Source organism: Pseudomonas sp. TTU2014-080ASC, assembly GCF_001446935.1.
Lineage (GTDB): Bacteria > Pseudomonadota > Gammaproteobacteria > Pseudomonadales > Pseudomonadaceae > Aquipseudomonas.
Map to the genome: position 1 here is coordinate 49,099 of NZ_LKKK01000012.1, position 26,489 is coordinate 75,587.

Sequence of the window (26,489 nt, forward strand, 5' to 3'; positions counted from 1 at the left end):
TTGTAACACCCTCAGCCTTGACCTCGCCGATTCCGAACTATCCTTAAAACAGGCCATCAATATCAGTAAGAGTCGGCCATTAGGCATCGGGGATAGGGTCCGCCGGATCACTGCAAGATTGAGCTGGCAATGTTTGGGGGATACCTGCTGCGCAGTACAGTGGGGCACCTTGGCACCCATACCGCCCCGACCAGGCTTTCAGCATCGAGCGAGGTCAGGTCATGAGTATCTTCAGCCACTTCCAACAACGTTTCGAAGCCACCCGCCAGGAGGAACTCTCCCTCCAGGAATACCTCGAACTGTGCAAAACCGACCCCAGCGCCTACGCCTCAGCAGCCGAGCGATTGTTGATGGCCATTGGCGAGCCCGAGCTGGTCGACACCACCAATGACCCGCGCCTGTCGCGGATTTTTTCCAACAAGGTAATTCGCCGTTATCCGGCCTTTGCTGACTTCCACGGCATGGAAGAGTGCATCGACCAGATCGTTTCCTACTTCCGCCATGCAGCCCAAGGCCTGGAAGAGAAGAAACAGATCCTCTACCTACTCGGTCCGGTTGGCGGCGGTAAATCTTCACTGGCAGAAAAGCTCAAACACCTGATTGAGAAAGTGCCCTTCTACGCCATTAAGGGCTCGCCGGTTTTCGAGTCGCCTCTTGGCCTGTTTAACGAAGCTGAAGACGGCACCATTCTTGAGGAAGATTACGGCATCCCGCGCCGCTACCTGAACAGCATCATGTCCCCGTGGGCGACCAAACGTCTGCAGGAGTTCGGCGGCGATATAAGCAAGTTCCGCGTGGTTAAACTGTATCCGTCGATTCTCAACCAAATTGCCGTGGCCAAGACCGAGCCGGGCGATGAAAACAATCAGGACATTTCCGCGCTGGTGGGCAAAGTCGACATCCGCAAGCTGGAAGACTTCCCGCAGAACGACGCCGATGCCTACAGTTATTCAGGCGCGCTGTGCCGGGCCAACCAGGGCCTGATGGAGTTTGTGGAGATGTTCAAGGCACCGCTGAAGGTGCTGCACCCACTGCTGACTGCAACCCAAGAAGGCAACTACAACAGCACCGAAGGCCTTGGCGCGATTCCGTATAACGGGATTCTGCTGGCCCACTCCAACGAGTCGGAGTGGCATAGCTTCCGCAATAACAAGAACAACGAGGCCTTCATCGACCGGATTTACATCGTCAAGGTGCCGTACTGCCTGCGCGTCTCGGACGAGATCAAAATCTACGACAAGCTACTGTTCAACAGCTCCCTGTCCAATGCCCATTGCGCGCCGGACACCCTAAAAATGCTGGCGCAGTTCTCTGTGCTGAGCCGCCTGAAAGAGCCGGAGAACTCCAACCTTTATTCAAAAATGCGCGTGTATGACGGTGAAAACCTGAAAGACACCGACCCCAAAGCCAAGTCGATGCAGGAATACCGCGACAGCGCAGGTGTAGACGAAGGCATGAACGGCCTGTCGACCCGCTTCGCCTTCAAGATACTCTCCAAAGTATTCAACTTCGACCCACATGAGGTGGCTGCTAACCCGGTGCACCTGCTGTATGTGCTGGAACAGCAGATCGAACAGGAACAGTTCCCCGCCGAAGTGCGCGAACGCTACCTGCGCTTTATTAAGGAATACCTGGCACCGCGCTATATCGAGTTCATCGGCAAGGAAATTCAGACAGCCTACCTGGAGTCTTACAGCGAGTACGGGCAAAACATCTTCGACCGCTACGTGCTGTACGCCGACTTCTGGATTCAGGATCAGGAATACCGCGACCCGGAAACCGGCGAAATCCTTAACCGCATGGCCCTCAATGAGGAGCTGGAGAAGATCGAGAAGCCCGCAGGTATCAGCAACCCGAAAGACTTCCGCAACGAGATCGTCAACTTTGTTCTGCGTGCCCGCGCCAGCAACAACGGTAAGAACCCGTCCTGGCTGAGCTACGAAAAACTGCGGGTGGTGATCGAGAAGAAAATGTTCTCCAACACCGAAGACCTGCTGCCGGTTATCAGTTTCAACGCTAAAGCCAGCAAAGAGGATCAGAAGAAGCACAACGACTTTGTCACCCGCATGGTGGAACGCGGCTACACCGACAAGCAGGTACGCCTGCTGTCCGAGTGGTACCTGCGCGTACGCAAATCGCAGTAAAGCGGCCTGACTGTTCCGGCACTGACTGCCGGAACAGCTTTACCGGCCAGCACCCGCGCACGGAGGGCAGATATGAGCCATGTGATTGACCGTCGTCTTAATGGCAAGAACAAGAGCACGGTAAACCGCCAGCGCTTCCTGCGGCGCTACCGTGAACACATTAAAAAGGCCGTAGAAGAGGCGGTCAGCCGCCGTTCTATTACCGATATGGAACACGGCGAGCAAATCAGCATTCCCGGGCGCGACATTGACGAACCCGTGCTCCACCACGGCCAGGGCGGCCGCCAAACCACAGTCCACCCCGGCAACCGCGAATTCACTGCAGGCGAAAACATCCCACGGCCACAGGGTGGCGGAGGTGGCCAGGGTGCCGGGCAAGCCAGCAATTCCGGCGAAGGGATGGACGAGTTTGTCTTCCAGATTACTCAGGAAGAGTTTCTCGACTTTATGTTCGAGGACCTCGAACTGCCCAACTTGGTCAAACGCCACCTGACCGGCAGCGACACCTTCAAAACCGTGCGCGCAGGGATCAGCAACGAAGGCAATCCGTCACGCATCAACATCGTCCGCACCTTGCGCTCAGCCCATGCCCGGCGCATTGCCCTGTCCGGCAGCAGCCGGCAGAAACTCAAGCAAGCCAAGGCCGAACTTGAGCGCCTGCTGCGCGAGGAACCCGACAACCTCAGCGACATTCAGGCGTTAGAGCAGGAGTGCGAGAAACTGCGGGCGCGGATCAACCGCATCCCGTTCCTCGACACCTTCGACCTCAAATACAACCTGCTGGTAAAGCACCCGACTCCCAGCTCGAAAGCGGTGATGTTCTGCCTGATGGACGTGTCCGGTTCAATGACGCAATCCACCAAAGACATTGCCAAGCGCTTCTTCATCCTGCTGTACCTGTTTCTGCGGCGGAATTACGAAAAGATCGAAGTGGTCTTTATCCGCCATCACACCAGCGCCCGCGAAGTGGACGAGGAAGAGTTCTTCTACTCCCGGGAAACCGGCGGCACCATCGTATCCAGCGCCCTGAAGCTGATGCAGGAGGTGATGGCCGAGCGGTACCCGATCAACGAATGGAATATCTACGCAGCCCAAGCCTCCGACGGCGACAACTGGAACGACGACTCGCCGGTATGCCGGGACATCCTGATCAAACAGATCATGCCCTTCGTGCAGTACTTCACCTACGTCGAAATCACCCCGCGCGAACATCAGGCACTGTGGTACGAGTACGAGCAAGTCAGTGAGGCCTTTGCTGACTCCTTCGCCCAGCAACAACTGGTCTCCGCAGCCGATATTTACCCGGTATTCCGCAATCTGTTTCAGCGGAGGATCGTGTCATGACCCATGCCAGCAAGCCGCGTCAGCCAATCTCCACCGGCTCGGAATGGACCTTCGAGCTGATCCGCGAGTACGACCAGGCCATCGCCCGTTTGGCCGAGCGCTATGGGCTCGACACCTACCCCAACCAGATTGAGGTGATCACCGCTGAACAGATGATGGATGCTTACGCCTCCGTCGGCATGCCGCTGGGTTATCACCACTGGTCTTACGGCAAACACTTCCTCAGCACCGAGAAGGGCTACAAGCGCGGGCAGATGGGGCTGGCCTACGAAATCGTGATCAACTCCGATCCGTGCATCGCCTACCTGATGGAAGAAAACACCATGTGCATGCAGGCACTGGTGATTGCCCATGCCTGCTACGGCCACAACAGCTTCTTCAAGGGTAATTACCTGTTCCGCACCTGGACTGACGCCAGCTCGATCATCGACTACCTGGTCTTCGCCAAGCAGTACATCACCCAATGCGAAGAACGCTATGGCATTGATGCAGTGGAAGAACTGCTGGACTCCTGCCACGCCCTGATGAATTACGGCGTTGACCGCTACAAACGGCCCTACCCGATTTCTGCCGAAGAAGAGCGCCGCCGCATGCAGGAGCGTGAAGAGCACCTGCAACGACAGATCAACGACCTGTGGCGCACCATACCCAAAGCTGCCAGCAAAACCGGCGATACAGACAGCGGCCGCTTCCCCGCTGAACCGCAGGAAAACATCCTCTACTTTCTGGAAAAACACGCCCCGCTGCTGGAGCCCTGGCAGCGAGAGGTAATCCGCATTGTGCGCAAAATCGCCCAGTACTTTTATCCACAGCGGCAAACCCAGGTGATGAACGAAGGCTGGGCGACCTTCTGGCATTACACCCTGATGAATGACCTGTACGACGAAGGCCTGGTCACTGACGGCTTCATGATGGAGTTCCTGCAATCCCACACCAGCGTGGTCTATCAGCCGCCCTTCGACAGCCCTTATTACAGCGGCATCAACCCTTACGCGCTGGGCTTTGCCATGTACCGCGACATTCGCCGCATCTGCGAAGACCCCACCGAGGAAGACAAACGCTGGTTCCCCGATATCGCTGGCAGCGACTGGCTGAGCACCGTCAAATTCGCCATGAAAAGCTTTAAGGATGAAAGTTTCATCCTGCAGTACCTCTCGCCCAAAGTGATTCGCGACCTCAAGCTGTTCAGCGTGCTGGATGACGACCGCATGAGCCACCTGCACGTGCCCGCCATTCATGACGAAGGCGGCTATCACACCATCCGCGAGTCACTGGCCGCCCAGTACAACCTCGGCAACCGCGAGCCCAACGTACAAATCTGGAGCATCGACCGCCGCGGCGACCGCTCCCTCACCCTGCGCCACCAACAGCACGACCGCAAACCGCTGGGCAGCTCCACCGAACAGGTGCTAAAGCACTTGCACCGGCTGTGGGGCTTCAATATCCATCTGGAGATTTATCAAGGCGAGCAGTTGGCCGAGACACTGCACATTCCACCTAAACCCACAGTTGAAACAGCCACCGACTATTTGCGATTCGACCCCTTTCCTCCGCCCATTTGATCGGTTGCCAGCCCACCGCAGACTCAGCACCATGGCCGCATACTCACTTCGGAGACAGGACATGCCCCGGATCCGGCTCATGCTGTTGACTGCGGTGCTGCTGGTGATCGCAGCCTGTACCAATCCACAGCCACAACCCCACATCAGCACCTCTGCCAGCGTGATGCTTAACGGCCTGCAGCGCTTTAGCCTGCTCCCAACCGAGGCAGACGCCGAAGCACCTGCCGCGCAACAGGCGCAACTTCACGGCCTCCTCCTGCAAGGGCTTGAACAGCGTGGCTACCAAGCAGCGGAGCCTGCTGAAATTCAGGTGCAGTACTGGTTCAGCGAACAGACCACGCCCTTGCAGCTCAATGTCGACACCCCCGCGCCCGAGCCGTTAGGCCCATACCAAGCCGTTCACCGTCTGCAGGATGTCAACGCCAGCTTGCGCGTACAGTTGCACGACGCCCAGCAGAACCTGCTCTGGGAAGGCAGCATAGACACTCCGCTCAGCCCGGCCAGCCAGCGTACCGACCTGCTGAAACAGGCCACACAGCGCCTGCTCCGCGAACTGCCCCGCGCTGCCAGTTAAACGGCCGCAGGCAAGCGCCTCCGTAAGCCGTTATTCTGTGCACTTCGGAGGACACACCATGCAGATTTACAAAGTCGGTGGCGCTGTGCGCGACCGCCTGTTGCACAAAACCGTGACTGATATCGACTGGGTCGTTGTCGGCGCAACGGCCGAGCAAATGCTGGAACAAGGCTACAAACCGGTCGGTTCAGACTTCCCGGTTTTCCTGCACCCCAAAACCGGTGAGGAATACGCGCTGGCCCGTACCGAGCGCAAAAGTGGCCACGGCTACGGCGGCTTCACCTTCCACGCAAGCCCGGATGTAACACTGGAAGAAGACCTGATCCGCCGCGACCTGACCGTCAATGCCATGGCCGAAGACGTTCACGGCAACATCACCGATCCTTACGGCGGCCAGCGCGACCTCGAAGCCCGCCTGCTGCGACATGTGTCTCCCGCGTTCAGCGAAGATCCACTGCGCGTGCTGCGTGTGGCCCGCTTTGCCGCCCGCTATGCACCGCTGGGCTTTAAGGTGGCCAGCGAGACCTTGGAACTGATGCGTCAACTCAGCGAGTCTGGCGAGCTTGAAGCCCTGACGCCCGAGCGCAGCTGGAAAGAAATCTCCCGCGCCCTCATGGAGCCCAGGCCAGATGTGTTTATTCAGGTCCTGCGCGACTGCTCCGCCCTGAAAGTGCTGCTGCCAGAAGTAGATCGTCTTTTTGGCGTTCCTCAACCGCCAGCCCATCACCCGGAAATCGACACCGGCGAGCACACCCTAAGCGTCCTACGGCAATGCGCCGAACATCAGCAACCGCTGACCGTACGTTGGGCTTGCCTGCTGCATGATGTGGGCAAAGGCCTGACCCCCGAAGCCGAATGGCCGCGCCATATTGCCCATGAACACCGTGGGTTAAAGCTGGTAACGGCGATCAACCAGCGCTGCAAAGCCCCCAAGGATTGTCAGGAGCTGGCCCTGAAGGTCTGCGAATTTCACACTCACAGCCACCGCGCCCTGGAGCTGAAGGCTGCAACGCTGCTCAAACTGATGCAGGCCTTCGACGTGTTCCGCCGCCCTCAGCGTTTTGAAGAGTTTGTCGCTGCCTGCGAAATGGACGCCCGGGGTCGGCTTGGCCTCGAAGACCGCCCTTATCCACAAGCCTCCTACCTGTTGGCAGCCATGCACGCAGCCCGCGCAGTCACCGTGCAACCGCTGCTTGAGCGTGGCCTTAAAGGCGCTGAGTTAGGGCAGGCTCTCGATGCCGAACGGCTGCGCGCTCTGCAGGATTACCGCAACCAGCACAGCGGCCACTGAGCCGCTCAATGATCACAGGCGCTTCAGCGCGCCTGAGTCAAAAGTCAAAAACACGACGAAACCAATATAAATTGCGACTTCCTGTCAGCTTTTTGCCATTTCCAGAAAATTAAAGAGACTTCCGTACAGAACCTAATCACACTTTTGTATCTCTAATGCGGCATAACGCCAACATCACACTTGCAAAATGCTGCATTGGAGCTTCTGAGTTGACTCGTTTCACCCGTCTGGCAGGCCCAAGCCGGGCTCTGGTTCTGGCTGTTTGTGCCAGCCTGAGCAGCTTGTCATTCGCTAGTCCGACCAACGCTCCCTGCCACAACCCTGCCACCTGCCGGACTCTGCATGCCGCCCAAGTTATTTTCGGCATCATCAATTATGCGCAGTGGCCACAAACACCGAATCCCCTCAATCTGTGTGTGGTCGGTGCCACCGAATACGCCGACTATCTCTGGAAAAAACAACCGTCCAGCCCACGGCAGACCGTGCAAACCCAACGGCTGCTGATCGACAACCCGCAAGTAACCACTGCATGCAACCTGATCTATTTGGGTTCAACGGACTACAAGCAACGCCAGCAGCTGTTTCAGAAGCTGACTGATCTGCCAATCCTGACTATTACCGAAAGCGCCGATGGCTGCAGCGAAGGCAGCCAGTTCTGCCTGAAAGTTATCGGTCAGGAAGTGGGCTTCCAGGTCAATCTGGACGCCATCGCCCGTAGCGGCGTGCGCATCCACCCCAACGTCCTGCAACTCGGTAAACGTCCGGGGGCGCAGCTATGAACAGGCGCAAGGCAATCCTCGCGCATCCCCATCCCAGCCTGCGCAAGCTGCTAGATCGTGCCCATCTGCGCCTGGCAATTCTGGTCATGACCCTGACCTGCCTGCCACTGGCGCTGATCAGCCTGCTAACACTCAGCAGCTACGCCAACCAAAACCTGCAGCTGATCGCCCGCTCCATGGCCTACAGCCTTGGCCCCGCCGTCGTCTTTAAAGATCGCGAAGCAGTGCAGGAAGCCCTCAACCTGGTCCTGGAAACGGAGGACGTCGCCCTCGTCTCAGTGTATGACGAACACCAGCACCTCCTGGCCAGTCGTGAGGCGCCAAGACGGCGAGTAATCAGCGCCCTGGAAGAATTCACCGCCGAACTGCTGATATCCGGCGAACTGATCCACCCCATCACCAACCACGATCAGGTGATTGGCGAGCTGCACATTCGCGGCCAGGGCTCCACCTTGCTCAGCTATTTCCTCTACGGGCTGGCCGGACTTCTGGCGAGCCTTGGGCTCAGCACTGTGGGGGCTGTTTACGGCTCCAGACGCATGCGTCGGGTCATCACCCAACCGCTGCGACACCTATCTCGGCTGGCCCACAGCATTTCCACGGACCGCACCTTCAACCAGCGCGTCCCCACCACAGAAATTGCCGAGTTCAGCGACCTGGCCGATGACTTCAACAGCCTGCTTGATCAGCTGGAAGCCTGGCAGCATCAGCTTGAGTCCGAGAAAGCCTCGCTGGCCCACAAAGCCAACCACGACGCCCTCACCGGCCTGCCTAATCGAGCCCTGTTCCACAGCCGTCTGCTCGATGCCATCCGAGAGGCCCGGTGCTGCAAGACATCCATTGCTGTGCTGTTTCTGGACAGCAACCGTTTCAAAGAGATTAATGACCAACTCGGCCACGCCGCCGGAGATGATGTCTTGGTGGCCATCGCCAAACGCTTACAGACACAACTGCGCGAGGATGATGTGGTGGCCCGACTCGGTGGCGACGAGTTCGCCGTGATGCTCAAACCCATCTTCAACTCCAACGATGCCACCACCATTGCCGACAAAATCAACGCCAGCATGGCCGAGCCCATCCTGCTCAGTAATGGCCAGCTGATTTACACCTCACTGAGCATTGGCATTGCGCTCTACCCAGAGCACGCGGAGACACCCGAGGAGCTTTTGAACGAAGCAGACACCGCGATGTATCAAACCAAACGCAACCAGAACGGACACACCCTGGCGGGCTTTGCTGACTAAGGCATACCGCCCCCGGCTAGACACTCAAGGAGAAACACTGTGCGTAGTATCCGCAACACCCTAGTGCCATTCCTCTTATTCGCACTCGCATTGAGCGGTTGCCAGACCACGGGCCTGAGCAAAGAGCAGAGAGATCTCCTTCAACAATCGGGCTTCTACCAGACTGACGATGGCTGGATGCTAAACATGTCTGCCAAATTGCTGTTTGCCAGCGACTCGGATCAGCTCTCCCCCGAAGTGAAAGCCCGGATCACCAACATCACCCGACAACTGCTCAAAGTTGGCATCAACCGCGCCCACCTTGAAGGCCACACCGACGATAAGGGCCCGCGCAGCTACAACGACGAGCTATCGACCCGACGCGCCCAAAGCGTTGCAAATGCAATGGCGGAAGCCGGGATGGACAGCCGGCACATCACTGTGCGCGGAGTGGGTCAAAGCAAACCGCTGTACGACAACCAGACCTCCAAAGGCCGCAGCGAAAACCGTCGCGTAGTGATGATCGTAGACCCAAGCCACTACTGAACGGACGCCCCTAGCAAGTCTGGAGGCGTAAGCGCGTGCCCACGCCAAGTGAACGGAGCAGGCCAGAGCCTCTGGTCGATCTGCGCGGCTTGCCATAACTGCCTGAAACACTGCTGCTGAACCGGATGCACAGTCTCCGGCACCAGCAGCGACAATGGCCAGAGCACAAAGGCGTTCTTCAGGATTTCAGCCCGAGGCAGGATCAGACCGTCGAAATTGCCAACCAGATCACCAAACATCAGCACATCAATATCCAACGGCAAGCCTTTACGGTCCGGCGCATAACGGCCGTTGTCGGCTTCAATAAACTTCAGGCGGCGATCCAGCTCACCCAGCGGCAACGCGCTGAGGCCCGAAACCACCAGATTGAAGAACGGGCCACTTTTGATACCCACCGGCTCGCTTTCGAATACCGGCGAACAGCGCATGTCCACCAACACCTCAGCCAGCGCATCCAGCCCGGCACACAGATGCGTTTCGCGCTCAATATTACTGCCGAGGCCCAACAGCACAGGAGTTAGCGACATCCGCGCTCGATCTCCACTCCAACGCCACCGATGGCAGCAGGCACGGCACCGGGCTTGGTCAGCTTGAGCCGCACCCACGGAATCTGAAACTCACTCATCAATAGCTCGACCAAGCGCTCTGCGAAGGTCTCCACCAAGATGAACTGCGCTTCGCTGGAGAACGCCTGAATACGCTGCGCCACTTGGGCGTAATCCAGTGCCTTGGTCAAATCATCCCCGGCTGCAGCAGGACGATTATCCCAACCCAGATACAAATCCAGGCGTAGGCACTGGCGGATGGTGCGCTCCCAGTCGTAGGCACCAATCACCGTATCGACTTCCAGGCCTTCGATAAAAACTGTGTCCAACAATACTCTCCACGGCACGACAATCTGGCCGCACCTCGCTAGAATCAGGGCTCCCTTGCCCGGAATGGATACCATGTTTTGGCTGTTGGCGATTGTCGCCTACCTGCTCGGCTCTTTGTCGTTCGCCATTCTGCTCAGCCAACTGGCCGGTGGGCCGGACCCGCGCGCCAGCGGCTCAGGCAATCCCGGCGCCACCAACATGCTCAGAGTAGCGGGTAAACGCCTTGCCGTTTTTACCCTGATTGGCGACCTGTTCAAAGGTTTATTACCCATTCTGATCGCCAAACTGGCCAACTTCAGCCTCCAGGAACAAGCCTGGATCGGCCTTGCCGCCGTCATTGGCCATTTGTATCCGTTGTACTTCAACTTCCGGGGCGGCAAAGGTGTCGCCACTGCCGCCGGCATGCTACTTGGGCTTTACCCTCCCGCAGCCTTGCTGGCCCTCGCCAGTTGGGTGCTGGTCTTTCTCCTGACCCGCACCAGCTCACTTGCGGCCCTGATCGCCACACCACTCACCTTGCCGCTTTTGGCCTGGCAACAACCCGCAGCACTGTTACCAGTTTGCGTGCTGTGCGGGCTGATCGTCTGGCGGCACCGGAGCAATCTACGCGACCTGTTTGCCGGGCGTGAGCGACATTTTTAAATCCAGATAATGAGCCTGTCTCACGTTGGAATCAGATCGCTGGTAACTGCTCCATCGGCCAGCGCGCCTGCACCTTGATCGCCAAATCATCCTGCTGCCCGGCCAACAAACGCTGACAGCCCGCATACGCGATCATCGCGCCGTTATCCGTACAAAATGCCGGGCGTGCGTAGAACACCTCGCCTTTCAGCTCAGCCAGCATCTTCTCCAGCGACTGGCGCAGCGCCTTGTTAGCGCTCACACCGCCCGCAATAACCAAGTTGTTAAGGCCAGTCTGCTTCAATGCGCGACGGCACTTAATTGTCAGCGTATCCACCACTGCATCCTGAAACGCCAGGGCGATATCGCTGCGGGTCTGCTCGCTGTCATCCCCTTCAGCCTGGCACTGCTGCCAAGTGTTCAGGGTGAAGGTCTTCAAACCGCTGAAACTGAACTCCAGTCCCGGACGATCCGTCATCGGACGTGGAAACTTGAAGCGCCCAGGTGTGCCGTCTTGGGCCAGGCGAGCGATCTCCGGGCCACCGGGATAGCGCAGGCCCATCAACTTGGCAGTTTTGTCGAATGCCTCACCCGCCGCATCGTCCAACGACTCGCCGAGCAACTGATATTTACCGATGCCATCGACGCGCACCAATTGCGTGTGCCCGCCTGAAACCAGCAAAGCGACGAACGGAAACGCCGGTGGCTGATCTTCCAGCATCGGAGCCAGCAAATGGCCTTCCATATGGTGAACCCCCAGGGCCGGAATACCCCAGGCAAACGCCAGCGCCTGTGCACAGGAGGCACCAACCAACAGCGCACCGACCAGCCCCGGACCCGCTGTATAGGCCACGGCATCAATGTCTTCCGGCGTGCGCTGAGCCTGCTCAAGAACCTGACGAATCAGCGGCAACATACGTTTCACGTGATCCCGGGACGCTAGCTCAGGCACGACGCCACCGTAAACGCGGTGCAGATCGATCTGACTGAACAGCGCATCGCCCAACAGGCCAAGCTCGCTGTCATAAAGTGCGACACCGGTTTCGTCGCAAGAGGTTTCCAATCCCAGAACCAGCATGGGCAGTGCCTTCGTAGTAAAGTGTGCAACTTATGAGGGCAGGCATGATAATGGCCCGCAGCATGGCCCGGCCAGCGCTTTTCGCCGAGAGGCTTTGCATTCCTCACAACAAGGCGGTAATATCCGCAACCCTTAAAAACTACGTTCTCCAGCGCCATTTGCCAGGAGTAACGTTACCCCCGGTAAAGAAAAAGGTACGCCCTGGATGCCAGCCGTCAAAGTTAAAGAGAACGAACCCTTCGACGTAGCTCTGCGTCGTTTCAAGCGCTCCTGCGAAAAAGCCGGTATTCTGGCTGAAGTTCGCAGCCGTGAATTCTACGAGAAGCCGACCGCTGAGCGTAAGCGCAAAGCCGCTGCCGCTGTTAAGCGTCACGCTAAGAAAGTGCAGCGCGAGCAGCGCCGCAGCGTTCGCCTGTACTAATCAGTACTCGCGCAACGAACGAACCCGGCTCCGGCCGGGTTTCGCTTTTAGACTCCGCGTCACTCCGGTGATTTCGGAGTCTTTTAGTTTCTGCCCTCCCCTGTTCTGTCAGCACACAGAACAGTATTCTGAGTCCCTATGGCCGGCCTGATTCCACAGTCTTTTATCGATGATCTGCTCAACCGCACCGACATCGTCGACGTGGTCTCCTCGCGCATCCAGCTAAAAAAAGCCGGCAAAAACTACACCGCCTGCTGCCCGTTCCATAAAGAGAAAACCCCATCGTTCAGTGTCAGCCCGGACAAACAGTTCTATTACTGCTTTGGCTGTGGTGCTGGCGGCAACGCACTGGGCTTCATCATGGACCACGACCAGCTGGAGTTCCCTGAGGCAATCGAAGACCTGGCCAAACGCGCCGGCATGGAAGTCCCCAGGGAAGAACGCAGCCGTAACAGCAAACCGCGCCAGCCCACCGACTCACCGCTTTACCCACTGCTCAGCGCCGCCGCCGAGTACTACAAGCAGGCTCTCAAGCACCATCCGCAACGCAAAGCAGCAGTGGACTACTTGAAAGGGCGCGGCTTGTCCGGAGAAATCGCCCGCGATTTCAGCCTCGGCTTTGCCCCGCCCGGCTGGGACAACCTGCGCAAACACCTTGGCGGCGACGGCCTGCAACAAAAGGCCATGATCGACGCCGGTCTGCTGGTGGAGAACGCCGAAAGCGGCAAGCAGTACGACCGTTTCCGTGATCGCATCATGTTCCCGATCCGCGACTCTCGCGGGCGGGTCATTGCCTTCGGCGGCCGAGTGCTGGGCGACGAAAAGCCCAAGTATCTCAACTCGCCAGAGACCCCGGTTTTCCACAAAGGCCAGGAACTCTATGGCCTGTTCGAAGCCCGCAAACATAACCGCAACCTTGATGAAATCATGGTCGTGGAAGGCTACATGGATGTCATCGCCCTCGCCCAACAAGGCCTGCGCAACGCCGTCGCCACCCTCGGCACCGCCACCAGCGAAGAACATCTGAAACGCCTGTTCCGCCTGGTGCCCAGCGTACTCTTTTGCTTCGATGGCGATACCGCCGGGCGTAATGCCGCCTGGCGCGCACTGGAAGCCACCCTGCCCAACCTGCAGGACGGCCGCCGCGCACGTTTCCTTTTCCTGCCGGATGGTGAAGACCCAGACACCTTGGTGCGCCAGGAAGGCACAGACGCCTTCCGCGCCCGCATTAACCAGCAGGCACAGCCGCTGGCCGACTACTTCTTCCAGCACCTCAGCGAAGAAGCCGACCCCAGCTCGCTTGAAGGCAAAGCCCACCTGACCACGCTGGCTGCGCCACTGATTGAGAAAATCCCGGGCAACACTCTGCGCGCCCTGATGCGCCAGCGCCTGAGCCAGATCACCGGACTCACCGCGCAAGCCCTTGATGAACTGACACCCGCGGGCCATACCGCCCCGGCCAGCAGCCCAGCCGCAAGCGCTGACTATCCCGACTACTCGGATATGCCGGATAGCGCCTTTTACGACGCAGAACCCAGCCACAGCGATTTCATACAGCCTAATCCGGCCCCAGAATTCGACAGCAGCGGCTTCAAAGGCAAGGGAAAAGGCAAAGGAGAGTGGAAGAAAGAAGGTGGTAAGTGGACGAAAAAGGGCGACTTCGCACCTCGCCAGCCACGCACCGCCATCAGCGTGGAATCACCCCACCTGGTCGCCCTGCGCACCCTCTTGCACCACCCACATCTGGCACAAAAAGTCGAAGATGTGAGCCATTTCGCCGCTGAAGACGACACTTACGCCCAGCTCTTGGTTGCACTGCTCGGCGCGCTACAGAAAAATCCGAAAATGCGCTCTTTACAGCTGATTGCACGCTGGCACGGCACCGAACAAGGCCGACTACTTCGCGCTCTGGCAGAAAAAGAGTGGTTAATTTCAGATGACAACCTTGAACAACAGTTTTTCGACACTATAACTAGATTGATCGACCGTCAGCGCGAGCGCAGCTTGGAACATTTACTAAGCAAAGCACGTCAAAGTGAGCTCAGCGCGGAAGAGAAAGACCAGCTACGAAACCTGTTAACCCGCAACTCCTCAGGGGATATACCGCGCCCAACTGGCGCATAAGCATGTAACTCGGGTATAATCCTCCGCTTGTTTTTTGCCCGCCAAGACCTTCAATGGATAGGGTGTTATGTCCGGAAAAGCGCAACAGCAATCTCGTTTGAAAGAATTGATCAGCCGTGGACGTGAGCAGGGATACCTGACTTACGCGGAGGTCAATGACCACCTGCCGGAGGATATTTCCGATCCGGAACAGGTGGAAGACATCATCCGCATGATCAATGACATGGGGATCAACGTATTCGAGACTGCCCCGGATGCGGATGCCCTGTTGTTGGCCGAAGCCGATACTGATGAAGCAGCCGCCGAAGAGGCAGCCGCAGCACTCGCAGCCGTTGAAACCGATATTGGCCGCACCACCGACCCGGTGCGCATGTACATGCGCGAAATGGGTACTGTGGAACTGCTGACCCGCGAAGGCGAAATCGAAATCGCCAAACGCATCGAAGAAGGCATCCGCGAAGTCATGGGCGCTATCGCCCACTTCCCCGGCACTGTCGACAGCATTCTCGCCGAATACACCCGCGTAACCACAGAAGGTGGCCGCCTGGTTGAAGTCCTCAGTGGCTACATCGACCCGGATGACGGCACCTTGCCTGCGGAAACAGCTGCACCTGTCCCACTGAAGGACGGTGAAGCCGCTGAAGAAAGCGACGACGAAGAAGCCGACGAAGAAGCCTCCGACGACGAAGACGAAGGTGATGGCGGTCCAGATCCGGAGGAAGCACAGCGCCGTTTTGCTGCCGTTTCCGAAGCACTGGATGCAGTCAAAAAAGCCCTGAAAAAGAACGGCCGTGGCAGCAAGCAGAGCATCGCTGCTCTGAGCGAGCTGGCCGACCTGTTCATGCCGATCAAACTCGTGCCGAAGCAGTACGACACATTGGTTGCCCATGTTCGCAGTGCTCTGGAGCGCCTGCGCGCCCAGGAACGCGCCATCATGCAACTGTGCGTGCGTGACGCCCGCATGCCTCGCGCCGACTTCCTGCGCCTGTTCCCAGGCAACGAAATCGACGAAAGCTGGGCCGACCAACTGGCCAAAGGTAAAGCCAAATACGCAGAAGCGATTGGCAACCTGAAAGAAGACATCCAGCGCTGCCAGCAAAAGCTGATCGCACTGGAGGCCGAGACCGAACTCAGCCTGGCTGAGATCAAAGACATCAACCGTCGCATGTCCATCGGCGAGGCTAAGGCCCGCCGTGCGAAGAAAGAGATGGTTGAAGCGAACCTGCGCCTGGTGATCTCCATCGCCAAGAAGTACACCAACCGCGGTTTGCAGTTCCTCGACCTGATTCAGGAAGGCAACATCGGCCTGATGAAAGCGGTGGACAAGTTCGAATACCGTCGCGGCTACAAGTTCTCCACATACGCCACTTGGTGGATTCGCCAGGCGATCACTCGCTCCATTGCTGACCAGGCACGGACCATCCGTATCCCGGTTCACATGATCGAGACGATCAACAAACTCAACCGTATTTCCCGCCAGATGCTGCAGGAAATGGGCCGCGAGCCGACCCCGGAAGAGCTGGGCGAACGCATGGAAATGCCAGAGGACAAAATCCGCAAGGTATTGAAGATCGCTAAAGAGCCGATCTCCATGGAAACCCCGATCGGCGACGACGAAGATTCGCATCTGGGCGACTTCATTGAGGACTCCACCATGCAATCGCCAATCGACGTGGCGACCGTGGAAAGCCTCAAAGAAGCCACCCGCGAAGTACTCTCCGGCCTCACCGCCCGTGAAGCCAAAGTACTGCGCATGCGCTTCGGCATCGACATGAACACCGACCACACCCTTGAGGAAGTCGGCAAACAGTTCGATGTAACCCGCGAACGTATCCGTCAGATTGAAGCGAAAGCGCTACGCAAACTGCGTCACCCGACGCGCAGCGAGCACCTCCGCTCCTTCCTCGACGAGTAACACCAAAACCCCGGCTCTGCCGGGGTTTTGCTTTATAGGCTCCAGTTTTCCCGTGCCTGACGCACAAAACCAACTACATCAACGCTTTAGCTTGGCTATCGGCAAATCACCTCGCTATAATCGCCCGACCCCTGAGGGCCTATAGCTCAGTCGGTTAGAGCAGAGGACTCATAATCCTTTGGTCCACGGTTCGAGTCCGTGTGGGCCCACCACCTTCAAAGCCGCGCACTGCGCGGCTTTTGTGTTTCTGGACAATAGGCTCTGACGCCTTCAAAAGAAGTCAAAATCAGCAATGTGTTCACAAAACGTCCACACGCGCTACTAATGCCCCACAGCCATATGAGCGCCTGGGCAGTTAGCCGTGCCAATCAATATCGGTATTTACGTTTACGACGACGTTGAGGTCCTCGACTTTGCCGGCCCTTATGAAGTCTTTACCACCGCACCCCGCATGTGTCTGCGCAATAACCTAGCGGGGCTCCGCTGCCCAATGTCTTCACCATTGGCCGTACTTCCGCCTCAGTCACAGCCCTCGCTAGGCTGAAGGTTGCCCCTGACTGCACAATCAGTGATCACCCGGACATTGATTACCTGATTGTGCCGACCGGTGTGGTGGATATTGAGCTGGATAAAGTCGATGTAATCGACTGGATCCGCACTGAATTGATCCCCGATCGCTTAATTGCAAGCGTGTGTACCGACGCATTCTTGCTGGCGAAGCCCGGCAAGCTGGCAGGTAAACGAGTGACCACACACAGGGAAGACATTGACGACCTCAAGGCCATGCTCCCCTCACTCGACGTTCTCAGTGCAGTGCGCTGGGTCGATGAAGATTCTTTCGTCACATCAGCCGGTATTTAGACAGGGATAGACATGAGCCTGCACCTTCTGGAACGCCTACACTCTCGCGAATTGGCTGAGCGTACAGCACGACAGCTGGACTTTGACTGGACAGAGAACGATAGCGGCCGAAAGGCTTAGTGCTAAACGAAGCCCAAGTAAAAAGCAGCACCAGCCAATCAGATAACAAGATTGGTCTATGGCGACACAATCAGCTCACTTGGCCGCTCCTAAGCTTTGCTTGCCCGCATCTGCTCGCCTAAAATCAGGCCCAAGGGCGGTAACTCGGCATGCCGAACCGAAAGTGCGCTGGTTGATTTAACGCTTGATTTGAGAGCATACCAAGCTTAATCCGTTATTAAGGCTGCATCGTACGCCTGCCTGGCGGCGGGCGCAGTACGCGTTATCAAATCAGCAATTCAGACATATCAAGCAGCGAATCGGGCTAGCGCTCCCAAGACCAGCGCAACAGCCTTCCACCGCGAGCATTTGATCATTATCCCGGCGGCAATGGCAGGTCATCGTTAATGGCAGGTTGCAGATCCCGTTCAGGGATTTCCCAGATCAGCAATTGGGGCGTTTTTTTTGAAGGCGGGACTGACGAAGTAATCCTTGACGGCACCTAAGACCTCCCCGCCGTCTTTGTCAAAGTTACACAAGCTCGCACCTAAGGCTTGCTCTAAAAATGGCACGAAGTTGGAGTTTCCCGAACGTAAATAAATCCGCCCCCTTTTCTTGTTAGGTCGCATTTAAGGCTGCGGGGGCGGGAGTGGCAGTGTTGTGCGGTGCTTAGCACTTCTAATTCGCCAAATGTAAACAGTAAAGCCATTCATGCTTGTTGCATGAACTCGCTGAGTGATGAAGCGGCGAGGGCATTGTGATTGATAGTAGCTAGAGAATTCATTACAAGCTTCAAGTTGTGGGGCGGACAGAGAATTGACGACAATTGTTTTGTCAGTGCTGGTTGAAAAATCCAGAAATTCTTGAAAGAAATTCACTCTGCCGCCGCGACTCCCTATATTTGCTTGTGAATTCTGGAAATTGTTTGTGAAGTTAGTTGCTTCACCTGCCACTAGAAAATAACGGAAAACGTGCTGTGACTCTGCATTTCGTAACGCCTCAAGCCTTAGCAAATCATCAATTACGCGCTGTTTGTCAAAGGCGCCTTTGCCAACCCATTTCAATTCAAAGGCAGCTGTAAGCCGGTTTTTCTCACGGCTGGAAAGACAGAAATCAATTTGACGAGGACGGCCGCGCCTTCCTGCAGGATTGAGGTTAGGATGGTCAACTTCGGAATCTAGCGGCCCGGAGTGATGATGTAGTAAATATTCACCAATAGGCTGACTAAGATAGTGTTCGGACATGAGTGCTCCACGACCGCAAAGATTTTGAAAGCAAAGCCAATGCAGTACTGCTGATCCAAGATCATTAACGCGTTTTATGTCCATAATTCTCGCTTATGTAGCCTAACGCCCCAATAACCGGCGCGCGTCTTTTTGCGCGTCCGACGCCGAAGGCGCGACGTTAATTGGATTGTAGGCATTTTTAACCTTGACCGAATTTAGAAACTCTCTGACAGGCAAGTTATCTAGAAAGAACTTTTCGAGTGCTCTATTAAGCTCTCGAATCCATATCTCACTATCCTGAACTATCAAATATTTCTGAGCCTTTTCTGTTAATGGATCTTTTTGATAATGGAACGTCGCATTCCGTAATAATCTGAGGAAATCGACGTACTCTTCATTACTTAATAGCTTGTCTACCGCTTCATGCGAGCAATTCAGCTCTTTATAGCCTTCGACTACAACGTAAATTAATGAATACCACACTGACATTCTGTGGAGAGTTGAGGCCATACCCCCAATCTCTTTAACCCACTCTTCAGCATCGAAATTACCGATATTGGGTAACTCTGCAGACACAAACTGCTTCACTGCATCTGCCGTGCACCAATGTTTATGTAGAGCGACTAGCTGTGGATTCATGATTAGTGCCTAACAGTGATTAGACCGCATTCGTGTTTAACGCATAGTGCGTGTACGCGATATAACTCCGCCATTGGCCGAACCATAAGGCAAAATAAATCCTTAGCGGTCAATCTGTTGGGCGCACATAAGGCCACAGATAACGTATTCGCTTGAATGCTCGTTTTTACGCTTCCGCTATTTTTGATAATGACTTTGCAGTGATGCAAAGCCCGTAGGGCTATGGATCGGCAAGGGGTGCGTAATATATAAGCTAGACGGAGCGGCATAGCATTACCTGCTAGAGAGCCTTCATTCTCTTGAGCATACTGAATAGTAAGCTACCTAGCTAGACAATAAAGAAATAAAGGGGACTGATCTATGTACGAGCGCGTGCCTCATCTCGTCCATCTGGTAGTTACGAGCCTATGAGATGTTAGAGCGGGTGTAAGTAGCGGTATCACAAAGACTCTGCCCTTCCAGATCACTACCAATAACACGATCAATTATTAAACATCGGCAAATACCCCAACTCGACGAGCTTGGTGTCGTGAGTTCCGACGATGCGGGAGTGGTCGCGGTTGCGCTCATCCATCACCTGCTCGACGTTCACCATGACGGTTCCACGGCCTGGAATGTCGATGAGTTCTTTGGCATCCGGAAAGTCGCTGCGATTTAGCTCTTGGGGGGGCAGATGCCTATCCAGCCGATGGTCTGTCGGTCTGAGAAGACTTGCTCTTTCATGTAGTACTTGCGGGGGACTATCACGACCCAATCGATCTCGGGTCATAGGCTTACCGCCAGCTTTAGCATTTCAATCAGCAAGCTGAGCGGGCTCTCCTGCCCATTACAGGCATACACGCTCAGGCAATTCGGGTATCCGGCATCAACCCCTTTTGACGCCTCGTTTACCAAGTACTCAATGTATTCGACTACTTCGCGTTTTAATGCTTCTTGAGGAGAGGAGCCTTTTAATACCATTTGCTTAGCTGTGGATGTAATTCACCTAAGCCGCTCAAATAGTGATGAAACCTCTGCACCTACTCTTCGCGGGGCATGAAGCAGTAGACGATGCGCATAAGGAAATGCATTGGCCTCTGGCCGATGGTGTCGAACTGGGCCGCGCCGAGTACAGCTGCATTTAATGAGTGACATGCCCGAAGCAGAAATCCTTCGCTCCGGGCATTACGTGAGAGCACCTAGCCGTCATCATTCCCTTTGCTGGCCAGCATGGTCTGTATCTGCAACACCGAATCCTGCGTGCGTTTGGCCAAGTTGCGCACCTCGTCGGCGACCACGGCAAAACCGCGCCCTTGTTCACCGGCACGGGCGGCTTCGATGGCTGCGTTGAGTGCCAGCAGGTTGGTTTGCTCGGCGATGCCTTTGATTGCCGAAGCGACGACTGAGATTTCCTGGTAGGTCTTGTGGATGTTCTGGCTTTCGCGCTCGCGCATGGCTTCAGCTGCACGTTCATCGGTAATGTCGCGGGTAGCGCCGGTGACGCGGATCAGCTTGCCGTGACTGTCTCGCAAGCAGCGGCCGCGTTCACGGAACCAGAGGTCACCACGGGTTTTGTGGCGCATGCGGTATTCAACGACATACACGTGAGATCCGGTGGGGTCGGCCATCATGTCGGCAAAGGCTTTCATCACGCCTTTCTGATCATCCGGATTGGCAATCGCGAAATAGTGGTCCCAACCATCGGCGAACTCTTCACGGGAGTAACCGACCAGTGCCCGGAACTGATCAGACCAGCGAATCACGTTTGCGGGATGGTTGGGGTCGCCGTTGACCACTTTGAGGTCCCAGCAGCCTTCGGTGAGGGTTTGCTTGGTCAGTTCCCAGACCTGAGCTTCCTGCTCAAGCTCATCAATACGCGCCTGTAACGCTGCGATCTGGTTATAGGATTCCTCCAGCCGATCACGCATCAGGCGGCGTTCGTCCTCTATTTCTTCCTTTAACTGGCGGGCCTCCCCCAAAGCCTGCGCGAGTTCGCGCTCAACCTCTTGGCGCTTTGCGCTCTCGCTTTGGCCATCTGCCTGGACCTTGGCCCAGACGCTGCAAATCAGGTCGGTCAGCTCTTTCTCTTCGTTCAGATGTGCAAGCTTGCTGGGGTCGAGCCAGTCGCCGGCAGCCCAGCGTGAAAACAGCAATGTCAGGTCATTAACCAAGTCTTGGGAACGTTTTGCAAACCACATATCTCGCCTCACCCTCTTTAATTATTAGTAATGGGTAGTCGGATCTGCGCCCTTGCACTTGCTGAAATCCCCCCAAGCAAGCGCTGAGCGAACCGGCTCATATAATCATTGAAAGATATGAAATCATATTTTAAATTAAATCGAAACACAGGGCCTAGCAGCTCGTATGCTTAACCGATCAAGTAGGTAATAAAAATGTCGCCGACCTCGCTTGAATGCGCTCCGTTTCTGGACGTTGCTGACCCCAGTTTTTCGATCCGTTCCAAGGCGGTTCTCGATGCCCGTGAACAAAGCTGGTTTGCCCGCACGCCATACGGCATTGCCGTGTTGCGCTACGACGAGGTTAACGCCCTGATTCGTGATCAGCGCTTGCGCCAGGGCAGCTACGCTTGGCCTGCGCATAATCAGGCCACTGGCAGTTTTGCCGACTGGTGGATGCGCATGTTGCTAAGCAAGGAAGGTGCTGATCACTCCCGTCTGCGCCGCTTGGCCAATCCGGCATTCTCGCCGAAGCTGGTACGCAAACTCACCCCCGCTTTTCAGGAGATAGCCAACGAGCTGATCGACAGTTTTATCGACGATGGCCAGTGCGATTTCGTCCGCCAGTTTGCTGAGCCATACGCCACCATGGTCATCTGCGCCCTGCTCGGTTTGCCGCGCAGCGAGTGGAAAAAACTCGCTGATCTGGCTGTGGAAATGGGCCTGGCCCTGGGTGTGACCTTCAAGCAAGACCAGGCGCGCATCAACGCCGCTACCGACCAGATGTTCGGCTACGCCAAGCAGGCGGTTACCCACCTTAAGGCTCAGGGTCTTGGCGAAGACTTCCTGAGCATGCTGGTTCGCGCCAACGAGGAAGACAAAAGCGCCCTGAGCGATCAAGAGCTGTACGACATGATCGTGCTGGCGATCTTCGGCGGCATCGATACCACCCGCAATCAGCTGTCGCTGGCCATGGATATGTTCCTGCAGCACCCGGATCAGTGGAAGTTGCTCGGCGAGCAGCCCGATCTGGCCCGCGCGGCGGTGGAAGAAGTGATGCGCGTGCGTCCGACCGTTACCTGGGTCACCCGCGAAGCCCTTGAAGACTTCAACTATCAGGGCCTGGATATCAAGAAAGGCACCACGGTGCACCTATTCAGCCAGGCGGCGGGAAGCGATCCGCGCACCTTCAGCAACCCTGAGTTCGACATTACCGCCCAGCGTCCGGCGCATTTCGGTTTCGGTGCCGGTGCGCATCACTGCATCGGCCACTTTATCGCCCGGGGCGATATGACTGAAGCACTGTCGCTGCTGGCTCAGCGCTTGAAAAACATCCGCCTCAACGGCGAGCCGACCTGGCTTCCGGACAGCGGCAACACCGGCGCCAACTCACTGCCGATGGCGTTCGAGCGGGGATAATGCGATGACCGTTCCAAGCATCGCCATTGTCGGCTCCGGCCCGTCCGGCTGCTACGTCGCCCAGGCGTTGCGTAAAGCCTGGGCGGATGCTCCGATCAGCCTCTTCGAGCGCCTGCCGGTGCCTTACGGGCTGGCACGCTACGGTGTGGCCCCGGACCACCCCGGCACCAAAGCGGTCACTAACCAGTTCGCCCGCCTGTTCGAACGCGAAAACATCCGCTTTTGCGGCAATCTGGAGATCGGCCGCGACATCACCCTCAACGAGCTGCGCGAGCATTTCGATGTGGTGGTGCTCACACTCGGTCTGGCCGGTGACAGCCGTCTGGGTATACCCGGCGATCAACTGCCCGGCGTGTACGGCGCAGGTCAATTGACCCGCCTGCTCAATGATCATCCGGATGAAGTCGACACTGCTCCCGTACTCGGTGAACGCATCGCCATCATAGGCAACGGCAACGTCGCCATCGACCTGATCCGCCTGCTCAGCAAAAAAGCGGACGAATTCGCCGGTTCCGATCTTTCACCACAAAGCCTGGCCTGGTTGCAGGCCCAGCCGGTGCGCGAGATTGATGTAATCGGCCGCTCACCTGCTGCCCAGGCTAAATGCGACACGGTGATGCTGCGCGAGCTGGGCAAACTCAACCACGCCTGCTTCAGCCTGGCAGATGATGCCCTGCTGGGCGAACCCCAGTCACCCGCTGAACAGGCGCGTCTTGATGCCTTTAAAGCGCTGATCGAACGTGAGCAGCCTGCTGAAGGCGTGACGATTCGTCTGCACTTCGGCAAGGTCCCGCAGGCCATCATTGGCCAGCAGCAAGTTGAAGGGTTGCGCATGACTGCCACACAAAATGGTGCAGAGCAGACGCTGGACATCGACAACCTGATCACCGCCATCGGCTTTAACCAACACCCGCAACAAACGCTGCACCGCGATCAGCTCTGCGGCGACGCCGATCTCAACCTCGGCCGGCTGGATCAGGGCCTGTATTGCGCAGGCTGGCTGCGCCGTGGCCCGCGCGGAACCATTCCGGAAAACCGTGCCGATGCCCGCTTGGTTGCTGACGCCATCATCGCAGCAGTCAACAGCGGCAGACTGCCTTTGGGTAAACCCGGCGAGCTGCCGTTACCGGCGCACTGCGTCAGCTATCAGGCCTGGCAACAGATTGACCGCCGCGAGCTGGAGCAAGCCGGCCCGCAGCGCACCCGTCAGAAATTACGCAGCCGAGCCGACATGCTGGCCGCCGCACGTACGCAGTAAGGAATATGCAGATGAAAATCCAAGTTCTCTTTGGTACTGAAACCGGCAACGCAGAAATGGTCGCCGAAGACATCGTAGATGCACTGGCCGCTGAGCACGATATCGAAGCACACGACATGTCCAAGGTGGCTGCCGACAGCCTTGACCGCGAAGCGCTTTACCTGGTGGTTTGCTCCACTTACGGCGACGGCGAACTGCCCAATTCGGCGCAGCCTTTCTATAACGCCCTGGGCGAGCTGAGCCCTGATCTGAACGGTCTGCGCTTTGCTACCTTCGGCCTGGGCGACAGCTTTTACGGCACCTACAACAACGGCAGTCAAATCATTGCCGAGCGCCTGCTTGAACTGGGTGCACACAGCGTCGGCGAGCGCGGTCTGCATGACGCATCCAGCGGTCTGCTTCCGGGCGATGTGGCGGTAGAATGGGCCCGTCAACTGCTCGAGGACCTGCCGGCATGAAGCCGCAACAACCATTAAATCTGTGCATCATCGAAAACGGCATCGTCCCCGATGCCATGCAACCGCGTTTTGGCAGCTACCCGCAAATGATCATCGACTGGCTCTCCCCGCACCTGCCGGAAGCCAGCTTCACGGTGGTGTCTGCCGTTCAGGGCGAAGCGCTGCCAAAGGGCACTGACTTCGACGGCTACCTGCTGACCGGCTCCAAACACAGTGTGTATGAGCGCACTGACTGGATGCTGGCGGAAATTGAACTGCTACGTCAGGCCCGCGATGCGGGACGGCCGATCTTCGGCATTTGCTTCGGCCACCAGTTGATGGCAGACGCCTTTGGCGGCCAGACGCAAAAAGCCGTGCAGGGCTGGGGCGTGGGCGCTCAGCACTACGACAACCAAGATGGCGCACCAAGCTCGGGCGCGAGTTTTATCTTCCATCAGGATCAGGTCGTCGACCTGCCGGATGACGCCCGCTGCATCGGCGGTTCAGGTCACTGCAAAAACGGCGTGTTGGCCTACTCCTTCCCGGCGTTGTCAGTGCAATACCACCCGGAGTTCAGCCGCGAATACATCCGCTGCCTGGCCGAAGAGTTCGGTGGCAACCTACTCCCTCAGGCCATCGCCGACCAGGCTCTGGCCAGCCTTGAACAACTGTCGGTGGACAACGCGCGGGTAGCCGTCTGGGCCGCTGAGTTCTTCCGCAACAACGCGCCGGTCTGAAGACCGCTGGTGGATAAGCTGCTTGCTGCCTTATCCACCTTATTTCCGCGTGCTTTTGTAGGGCGGATGAGGCCGCAAGCTTAGCCACCGTTACAGCAGTTACACCCACACAACTCCTGAGTATCCACGACTGTGTGAGCACTGCCCCATCAGCAGGCCAAACGCAGGCATTGCGCAGGGAGATGAGCCGCATGGATGCGGCGAAAGGTGTAATGGGCCATGGACGCCCCATGTACACCGGCTTCCGGAGCGATGCCGGAGAGCTGGAAGTTTCGCGTAGCGAACCCCGGATGCCGGGGTGCATATCTTTTGTTTACGTTTCTTTGTCCACGCAAAGAAACATAAGGCGTTCGTAAGGGGCGCAACCCAAACGCACAGACGACTCAATGCTTAGAGGCAGCACACACTCAGGCTGCCGACAACGCCAACGGCTGCGGCAGGCAGACCAACTGCCAGCCGAGCATGTCGTTATCCAGCGGGTAACACTCAGCGCCATCACTTTGCATGATGCGCAAAGCCAAATCCCCCGCCGCCCAGTCCGCCGTGTTGGCGACAATGACCCGACCTGTGGCCGAGACCAACAACGCCTCATGGGGCAGACGCATCAGGCAACTGATCAACACTCGCTCAATCTGGTGCAGCGGCAGATCAGCCCCGGCCACACCGATAAAACGCTGGTTAAAGAAGATCGGTATGGTGCAGGTCAGCACGTACATATCGGAGCCATACAGATCGACATAAGGCCCTTCGACCGTGCCTTTGCCGCTTTCACGCGGTCCGCTGAACCACGGCATGCTGGTGTAGTTGTAGAAGCTTTCGCTGCGCTGGTTGAAATTGAGCATCAGCGGCAGGGTTTTCTCTGTACCCGCTAAACGCCACCACTCCAGATACATGGGCTGGTCGCTCAACTCACCCGGTTCCATCACCACACCGGAACCGTGAGCGCAGGTGCCGCGCCCGAGCAGTTGATCATCAATCAGTTCACGTAGTTGGGATAGATCCCGTGAACTCGGTTTGCGCTTCTGCTTGTCGCACAGCGTCCAGATGCGCTCAACCTCTTGGCTGAGCTCCTGCAAATTGGCAAACACACCATGGAGGGTGGAGTTCAGTCGCTCGATACAAACGGGTACATCAATACTGCCTGGCATGATGAGTACTCT

At 56.9% G+C, this 26,489-nt stretch carries 23 protein-coding genes, 1 tRNA gene and 2 pseudogenes; 18 read left to right on the forward strand and 8 right to left on the reverse strand.

Annotation, left to right across the window (positions count from 1 at the left end; all coding sequences use genetic code 11):
• Window positions 1–221: 221 nt before the first annotated feature.
• The 8 genes from AO726_RS14945 (at window position 222) to AO726_RS14980 (ending at window position 9,463) form a co-directional block, all read left to right on the forward strand.
• Window positions 222–2,144, forward strand: a complete 1,923-nt coding sequence (locus AO726_RS14945; protein WP_058068904.1) for a PrkA family serine protein kinase — start codon at window positions 222–224, stop codon at window positions 2,142–2,144.
• 72 nt (window positions 2,145–2,216) lie between these two features.
• Window positions 2,217–3,488, forward strand: coding sequence for a YeaH/YhbH family protein (locus tag AO726_RS14950; protein WP_058068905.1), 1,272 nt, complete (start codon window positions 2,217–2,219; stop codon window positions 3,486–3,488).
• Complete coding sequence (locus AO726_RS14955; protein WP_058068906.1) at window positions 3,485–5,050, forward strand: SpoVR family protein; 1,566 nt, start codon at window positions 3,485–3,487, stop codon at window positions 5,048–5,050. The genes AO726_RS14950 and AO726_RS14955 overlap by 4 nt, the downstream gene beginning before the upstream one ends.
• Before the next feature lie 79 nt (window positions 5,051–5,129).
• Window positions 5,130–5,624, forward strand: coding sequence for a DUF4136 domain-containing protein (locus AO726_RS14960; RefSeq protein WP_058068907.1), 495 nt, complete (start codon window positions 5,130–5,132; stop codon window positions 5,622–5,624).
• A gap of 58 nt (window positions 5,625–5,682) precedes the next feature.
• Window positions 5,683–6,915, forward strand: coding sequence for a multifunctional CCA addition/repair protein (locus AO726_RS14965; protein WP_058068908.1), 1,233 nt, complete (start codon window positions 5,683–5,685; stop codon window positions 6,913–6,915).
• A 209-nt stretch (window positions 6,916–7,124) separates the two neighbouring features.
• Window positions 7,125–7,694 (forward strand): YfiR family protein, encoded by a 570-nt coding sequence (locus AO726_RS14970; protein WP_058068909.1) that lies wholly within the window; start codon window positions 7,125–7,127, stop codon window positions 7,692–7,694.
• A complete protein-coding gene (locus tag AO726_RS14975) occupies window positions 7,691–8,938 on the forward strand; it encodes a diguanylate cyclase domain-containing protein (protein WP_058068910.1) in 1,248 nt (415 codons plus the stop codon). The genes AO726_RS14970 and AO726_RS14975 overlap by 4 nt, the downstream gene beginning before the upstream one ends.
• Before the next feature lie 186 nt (window positions 8,939–9,124).
• Window positions 9,125–9,463 (forward strand): OmpA family protein, encoded by a 339-nt coding sequence (locus AO726_RS14980; RefSeq protein ID WP_241492129.1) that lies wholly within the window; start codon window positions 9,125–9,127, stop codon window positions 9,461–9,463.
• Here AO726_RS14980 and folK read toward each other — a convergent pair.
• Both folK and folB read right to left on the reverse strand, forming a co-directional pair.
• A complete protein-coding gene (gene folK / locus AO726_RS14985; protein ID WP_058068911.1) occupies window positions 9,457–9,990 on the reverse strand; it encodes a 2-amino-4-hydroxy-6-hydroxymethyldihydropteridine diphosphokinase in 534 nt (177 codons plus the stop codon). The genes AO726_RS14980 and folK overlap by 7 nt on opposite strands.
• Window positions 9,981–10,337 (reverse strand): dihydroneopterin aldolase, encoded by a 357-nt coding sequence (gene folB / locus AO726_RS14990; protein WP_058068912.1) that lies wholly within the window; start codon window positions 10,335–10,337, stop codon window positions 9,981–9,983. The genes folK and folB overlap by 10 nt, the downstream gene beginning before the upstream one ends.
• Window positions 10,338–10,410: 73 nt before the next feature.
• Here folB and plsY point away from each other — a divergent pair, with 73 nt between their 5' ends.
• Complete coding sequence (gene plsY / locus AO726_RS14995) at window positions 10,411–10,980, forward strand: glycerol-3-phosphate 1-O-acyltransferase PlsY (RefSeq protein ID WP_058068913.1); 570 nt, start codon at window positions 10,411–10,413, stop codon at window positions 10,978–10,980.
• A gap of 31 nt (window positions 10,981–11,011) precedes the next feature.
• On the opposite strand, the gene tsaD is transcribed toward plsY, so the two are convergent.
• Window positions 11,012–12,037 (reverse strand): tRNA (adenosine(37)-N6)-threonylcarbamoyltransferase complex transferase subunit TsaD, encoded by a 1,026-nt coding sequence (tsaD, locus tag AO726_RS15000; protein WP_058068914.1) that lies wholly within the window; start codon window positions 12,035–12,037, stop codon window positions 11,012–11,014.
• Window positions 12,038–12,242: 205 nt separating this feature from the next.
• Here tsaD and rpsU point away from each other — a divergent pair, with 205 nt between their 5' ends.
• The 5 genes and pseudogenes from rpsU (at window position 12,243) to AO726_RS15025 (ending at window position 17,478) form a co-directional block, all read left to right on the forward strand.
• Window positions 12,243–12,458, forward strand: a complete 216-nt coding sequence (rpsU, locus tag AO726_RS15005) for a 30S ribosomal protein S21 (RefSeq protein ID WP_058068915.1) — start codon at window positions 12,243–12,245, stop codon at window positions 12,456–12,458.
• A 138-nt stretch (window positions 12,459–12,596) separates the two neighbouring features.
• Window positions 12,597–14,582 (forward strand): DNA primase, encoded by a 1,986-nt coding sequence (gene dnaG, locus AO726_RS15010; protein WP_058068916.1) that lies wholly within the window; start codon window positions 12,597–12,599, stop codon window positions 14,580–14,582.
• A 67-nt stretch (window positions 14,583–14,649) separates the two neighbouring features.
• Window positions 14,650–16,497: an RNA polymerase sigma factor RpoD gene (gene rpoD, locus AO726_RS15015; RefSeq protein WP_058068917.1), complete on the forward strand. Its 1,848-nt coding sequence runs from the start codon at window positions 14,650–14,652 to the stop codon at window positions 16,495–16,497.
• A 135-nt stretch (window positions 16,498–16,632) separates the two neighbouring features.
• Window positions 16,633–16,709 (forward strand) — tRNA-Ile (locus AO726_RS15020).
• Window positions 16,710–16,858: 149 nt separating this feature from the next.
• Window positions 16,859–17,478 (forward strand): annotated as a pseudogene (locus AO726_RS15025) (DJ-1/PfpI family protein).
• Window positions 17,479–17,885: 407 nt separating this feature from the next.
• Here the strand turns inward: AO726_RS15025 and AO726_RS15030 are convergent.
• From AO726_RS15030 to AO726_RS21540, 4 genes and pseudogenes are all read right to left on the reverse strand, one after another.
• A complete protein-coding gene (locus AO726_RS15030) occupies window positions 17,886–18,086 on the reverse strand; it encodes an alginate O-acetyltransferase AlgX-related protein (RefSeq protein ID WP_058068918.1) in 201 nt (66 codons plus the stop codon).
• On the reverse strand, window positions 18,087–18,701 hold the full coding sequence (locus AO726_RS21180; RefSeq protein ID WP_152987300.1) for a hypothetical protein: 615 nt from the start codon (window positions 18,699–18,701) through the stop codon (window positions 18,087–18,089). It abuts the gene before it with no gap.
• Window positions 18,702–18,803: 102 nt separating this feature from the next.
• Window positions 18,804–19,322 (reverse strand): hypothetical protein, encoded by a 519-nt coding sequence (locus AO726_RS15035; protein ID WP_058068919.1) that lies wholly within the window; start codon window positions 19,320–19,322, stop codon window positions 18,804–18,806.
• A 1,205-nt stretch (window positions 19,323–20,527) separates the two neighbouring features.
• Window positions 20,528–21,499, reverse strand: a pseudogene (locus AO726_RS21540) (methyl-accepting chemotaxis protein); the annotation flags it as partial.
• Window positions 21,500–21,694: 195 nt separating this feature from the next.
• Here AO726_RS21540 and AO726_RS15055 point away from each other — a divergent pair.
• From AO726_RS15055 to AO726_RS15070, 4 genes are read left to right on the forward strand one after another with little or no spacing between them, the layout of a single operon-like run.
• Window positions 21,695–22,897: a cytochrome P450 gene (locus tag AO726_RS15055; RefSeq protein WP_058068923.1), complete on the forward strand. Its 1,203-nt coding sequence runs from the start codon at window positions 21,695–21,697 to the stop codon at window positions 22,895–22,897.
• Window positions 22,898–22,901: 4 nt separating this feature from the next.
• A complete protein-coding gene (locus tag AO726_RS15060) occupies window positions 22,902–24,155 on the forward strand; it encodes an FAD-dependent oxidoreductase (RefSeq protein WP_058068924.1) in 1,254 nt (417 codons plus the stop codon).
• A gap of 11 nt (window positions 24,156–24,166) precedes the next feature.
• Window positions 24,167–24,613 (forward strand): flavodoxin domain-containing protein, encoded by a 447-nt coding sequence (locus AO726_RS15065; protein ID WP_058068925.1) that lies wholly within the window; start codon window positions 24,167–24,169, stop codon window positions 24,611–24,613.
• Window positions 24,610–25,329 carry a type 1 glutamine amidotransferase gene (locus AO726_RS15070; protein ID WP_058068926.1) on the forward strand — a complete coding sequence of 240 codons (720 nt, stop codon included), beginning with the start codon at window positions 24,610–24,612 and terminating at the stop codon, window positions 25,327–25,329. Before AO726_RS15065 ends, AO726_RS15070 begins: the two co-directional genes overlap by 4 nt.
• Before the next feature lie 407 nt (window positions 25,330–25,736).
• Here the strand turns inward: AO726_RS15070 and AO726_RS15075 are convergent, their stop codons facing one another.
• Window positions 25,737–26,477, reverse strand: a complete 741-nt coding sequence (locus tag AO726_RS15075) for a PDC sensor domain-containing protein (protein WP_058068927.1) — start codon at window positions 26,475–26,477, stop codon at window positions 25,737–25,739.
• Between the last annotated feature and the right edge of the window lie 12 nt (window positions 26,478–26,489).